Genomic DNA, 4,261 nt, shown 5'->3' with positions numbered 1-4,261 from the left:
AAAAAGTTGTTTAATTGGGTACGTGACAATATTCAATACAAAAAGTATAGAAATACCAGAAGAGGAGCTGTCAAAACACTTCAAAGTAAAAAAGGAAATTGTGTTGACCAAAGCCATTTATTGGTTGCATTATCTAGAGCGGCTGGAATTCCTGCAAGATATGTTAAAGGAGACAAATGCAGATTCACTACAGGTTATGTTTCAGGACATATCTGGACACAGATTCTAGTTGGGAACAAATGGGTTGTTGCAGACCCTACAAGCTCCAGAAACAGTTTTGGAAAAATAAAAAATTGGAATACAAAGAACTATGTATTATGTGGAAAGTATAGTTCAATAAGTTTTTAGACATCGAATATAATATTCCAAAATAATTTTTAAGTTTTAATTAATTCTTTTCTTTGATAAATCTATTAAGGAATAATTAATTAAAACTCTTATTTTTTTAAAATCAAATCTAAAATTTATTTTTAAAATTAGATTATTAAAAATAGTATAAAAATAGTATAAATATAAGCGCCGGGACGGGGATTTGAACCCCGGCGATCTATTGATCATCGGATTAGCAGTCCGACGCCGTACCAGGCTGGGCCATCCCGACTATAAATGAAAAAAAGTAATATAATTCGTTGCTTAAATACAACATTATTATTTTATATTTACTTATTATATAAACTTTTTCTTTTTTAAAACTAAAGCATTATTTTATCTTAAATACTCATTAAAAAAGATTTTAAACAGTTTTTTATAAATAATAAAAACTCTTTAAGTGGCACATAAAGGAGTGGACAAAATTCATCAACCACGGTTATCTGAAAAACTAACTCCACCCCGCGGTTCTACAAGCATCAGCTGTCAGCGGTAGAGCTGCTCCTTTCCAGGCCTGACACGTTCCCACAATAAAGCCAATTAAATATTACCCTCCAGTAATATCCTTGACACCATTGATCCTGCAGGACGGGGCTTCGACATCAGCCTTACAGGCCATGATTAAATCCAAATGCCGCCTCCTCTATTTCGACCGCACCGAAGGAGATTTGTGCTTACAGAGGACTCCTAACCCTCCAGTCTAGCCAATAATAATATATCTTATTAATATTATATAAAGTTTGTTGTAAGAAATTTTAACTAAAAACTCTTTTTTAAAAAATAAAAACAATAAAAAGCAGATTATGCGAAATAAGGAAAAAATAGTGGGATAAAAAATAAAAAACAATCCAAAAATAAGGAAAATATAAAAAATATTAAAAAAAGTATTAAAAGGGGTTATTAATATAAAACAAGAAGTTTAATGAAATTTAAAAAGATTTAAAATAAGATAAAAAGAATTTTTTAAACTTATTCAATAAGTTTGCTGATCAAATTCTTCTTAAAGTATTTAATGATATCTCCATCAGATATAATGCCTACAAGTTTACCGTCATCAACGACAGGCAATTGGTTAATGATACTGTCTCCAGGAGCTTCATCAAACATTACAGTTATTGCATCCTTAATGCTTGCTTCTGAAGATATGGTAGCTACATCCTTAACCATAACTGATTTTACTTTAGTGCCGTATTGATACTTGTCTAAAATCAAGTTATGACCTAAATCAGTAGCAGTTACGATACCAACCATTTTTCCGTCTTCATCGACGACAGGCATTGCACTGATTTTATGTTTCATTAATGTTTCAAAAGCGAAAACAGTTGCCTCTTCACAGTCAACTGTATAAACGTCTTTTGTCATTAAATCTTTAACTTTAATTTTTTCTAACATGCTATTTACCTCCAAAGTTTCGAGAATTGGATTGACTATAAAATATTAGTAATTATCAATCAATATTTAATAATAAAGATTGTTTTAACTATTTTATTTGATTTATTAATAGAATAAGCCCAAATCTATTTTAAAGCTAAAATAAAGCAATGAAAAATAGCTAAAATTTTAGAAATTATATATATGTTACTAACTATTAATAATATTTACTATTAACATTTTATAAATTTTTATATTTGATTTTCTTAAAAAAATTAAGAAATTAAATTAGTTAAAAAATATGATTTCATGAAATTGCATGAGAAAGAAAGAGATTTAAAATTAAGTAAAAACTGAAAAATTAGAAAAAAGAGTAAAAAAATAAAAAAAATAAGAAAATTGGAGTAGATTTACTCCAAATCAACGATTTCAACAGTGTAATTTGCTTCTTCGTCAATATCAATCAAGACTGCATGACCCATTTCAAGCATACCAGGGTTTGCGATAGTGGTTTTGCCCACTTTATCAATGGAACATGCTTCGTGAATATGACCGCAAATGTTGATATCTGGTTGGAATTCGTGAATAGGCTTTTTAACACCTTGACTTCCTACGTGAGTTCCATCAGGAAGCTCATCTGCTTTAGTGTCAAATGGAGGTGCGTGAGTAAGTAGAATAACCACTCTTTTAGCATCAGCATTTCCAATATAGTCATATTCAGCTAAAAGTTCATAAACACGTAGATAAATGTGATCGTCATCTGCTTCACCAGGAGTGTTGAATGGAGTAGGATTAGATCCTCCATAACCCATAATAACTACATTTTCATATGCAATCAATTGATTGTGCATACAGAATGCAGGTTTCTCATCAGGACCACTTTCCTTGATTGCATTGCAGATTCCTGCAGGGTCACAGTTTCCTGGAATTGCAAAAACATCAACGTCACATTCTTCAACGATTTCATCGATGAACGGTTTTACAAAACTTAATGGTTCAAATTCAGTGATGTGGAAATCTGTAATGTCTCCTGCAATCAATAATGCCTTAATATCATCATCTTTTTTTATGTAATCAATTAATTTTGGATTTTTCTTACCGTGTATATCACTAATTGCTAAAATTTTCATTATAAAACAACCTTATAATTTTAAAGAATCCTCATGATATTATGAAAAAAATAAAAATAATATATTATATTAATATATTAAAAAAATATAAAAAGAATTCATTTTATAAAAATAAATGTTTATTCAGCGAAGAATGGAGCCATTTCCTTTAAAGCTGATTGAATCTTTGGCTTATCACCATATAATGCAATTGTTGAATCTGTGTCAAATTCCATTATAAGACCATAATATTCAGCAATCTCTTGAACTCTATCTTCTGCAATTGGATTTTTTAAAGTAATTTTTGCATAGGATAATCCTGGAGGAACATTTTGAATGAATCTGGATTGAGTGTCTGAAATCTTAAAAATCTCTTCTCCTCTATTTGCTCTTTGAAGCTTATCTAACCATTCTTCATAAAACTCCTTATCGTAAGCTTCTGCAAGAGACAATAGGATTCCTTGGATTTCATTTAAAGACATATCCGCTTTAGCCATCTCATTGATCATATCAGGATGACTAGGGTCTTTTTTATAAAATCCAATTTGAGATTTGACCAAACCCAAATCCTTATTGATTTCCTTTGGAATTGGAATGCCTTTCTTATGCAATTCTGCAGAAAGGTTTGCCATAACCAGCCAAGATTGTTCAATAGGCAAAGTGCTCATAAATGTCCTTCCAATATTTTTAAGGTAGTAATATTGACTTTTGCATCTGCTTCTCTTAACTCTTTTTTGATTTCATTAAGATTGTTGTATCTGTCTAAAAAGAGAACATGGTGACTGCCAGTTCCTGTAATGTCTAAAATAGCGATTTCATCCATGTCTTTAATTTCATCTCTACCTTCAATAGCTGCTTTGAATTGAACATAAGGACCATACTCTTCTGGAAGGTCTTTAAATCTAAATATTCCACCTAATATTGCAATAAACATATTATTTCTCCTAATTAATTATAATCTATAAGACTAATTTCTAGTTTACCAGTAAAATCATACCAGCAGAACCAGTTTAATTTTTATACAAAACCATATAATTTCATATTATTATAAATTATATGAATATATTTTTAGTTATAGTAATTAATATAGTTTATTATTATACTAATAATTTTTATTCATTATAATTATTTAATTTTATTAAATCTGTTTATAAATATACTAATAATTTCAGATCATAAACCATAAATTTCATTTGAAAAATAAAAAATTTTTATTTTTAGATATTATCAAAAAATAGTAGATTATTAGTAAATATACGAACTAAAAAATTGTTTTAAAAAAAAGAAAAGATAAGTAGAATAATCTACTTATTCAATTTTTTCTAATACAGGAGCTGCGTCGATTAATTGTGCGTCGAAAGTTAATTCGTCTGCGCTTAATCCCATAGCTAATCCGTATAATTGAGCTAAGT

Annotated in this window: 5 protein-coding genes, 1 tRNA gene and 1 other RNA gene; 1 reads left to right on the top strand and 6 read right to left on the bottom strand. The window is 29.2% G+C overall.

All coding sequences use genetic code 11. From position 1 onward, the window contains the following. Positions 1-348, top strand: a 348-nt coding sequence (locus ACKI67_RS04340; protein WP_407462168.1) for a transglutaminase family protein, incomplete at its 5' end; no start/stop codon positions are given. A 169-nt stretch (positions 349-517) separates the two neighbouring features. Here the strand turns inward: ACKI67_RS04340 and ACKI67_RS04335 are convergent. The 6 genes from ACKI67_RS04335 to ACKI67_RS04310 all read right to left on the bottom strand — a co-directional run bounded on the left by ACKI67_RS04335 (position 518) and on the right by ACKI67_RS04310 (position 3,783). Further along, positions 518-601: transfer RNA gene (locus tag ACKI67_RS04335), tRNA-Ser, on the bottom strand. A gap of 165 nt (positions 602-766) precedes the next feature. Further along, positions 767-1,080: signal recognition particle sRNA (gene ffs, locus ACKI67_RS04330), an RNA gene on the bottom strand. Positions 1,081-1,338: 258 nt separating this feature from the next. Continuing rightward, positions 1,339-1,761, bottom strand: coding sequence for a CBS domain-containing protein (locus ACKI67_RS04325; protein WP_407462166.1), 423 nt, complete (start codon positions 1,759-1,761; stop codon positions 1,339-1,341). Positions 1,762-2,150: 389 nt separating this feature from the next. Next, positions 2,151-2,870, bottom strand: a complete 720-nt coding sequence (locus ACKI67_RS04320) for a metallophosphoesterase (protein ID WP_407462165.1) — start codon at positions 2,868-2,870, stop codon at positions 2,151-2,153. Positions 2,871-2,989: 119 nt separating this feature from the next. Beyond that, entirely contained in the window at positions 2,990-3,517 is a 528-nt protein-coding gene (locus tag ACKI67_RS04315) for a DUF2096 domain-containing protein (RefSeq protein ID WP_407462164.1), read from the bottom strand. Continuing rightward, entirely contained in the window at positions 3,514-3,783 is a 270-nt protein-coding gene (locus ACKI67_RS04310; protein ID WP_407462162.1) for a DUF749 domain-containing protein, read from the bottom strand. Before ACKI67_RS04310 ends, ACKI67_RS04315 begins: the two co-directional genes overlap by 4 nt. Between the last annotated feature and the right edge of the window lie 478 nt (positions 3,784-4,261).

The organism is Methanobrevibacter sp. (genome assembly GCF_045577275.1).
Taxonomy (GTDB): domain Archaea; phylum Methanobacteriota; class Methanobacteria; order Methanobacteriales; family Methanobacteriaceae; genus Methanobrevibacter.
The sequence above is the reverse complement of the archived record's forward strand: the minus strand, read 5'-3'. Positions and strand labels throughout refer to the sequence as shown.

Excerpts from the sequence above, each read along its gene's own strand:
- ACKI67_RS04325 (WP_407462166.1), bottom strand. The coding sequence starts at position 1,761 with ATGTTAGAAAAAATTAAAGTTAAAGATTTAATGACAAAAGACGTTTAT.
- ACKI67_RS04320 (WP_407462165.1), bottom strand. The coding sequence starts at position 2,870 with ATGAAAATTTTAGCAATTAGTGATATACACGGTAAGAAAAATCCAAAA.
- ACKI67_RS04315 (WP_407462164.1), bottom strand. The coding sequence starts at position 3,517 with ATGAGCACTTTGCCTATTGAACAATCTTGGCTGGTTATGGCAAACCTT.
- ACKI67_RS04310 (WP_407462162.1), bottom strand. The coding sequence starts at position 3,783 with ATGTTTATTGCAATATTAGGTGGAATATTTAGATTTAAAGACCTTCCA.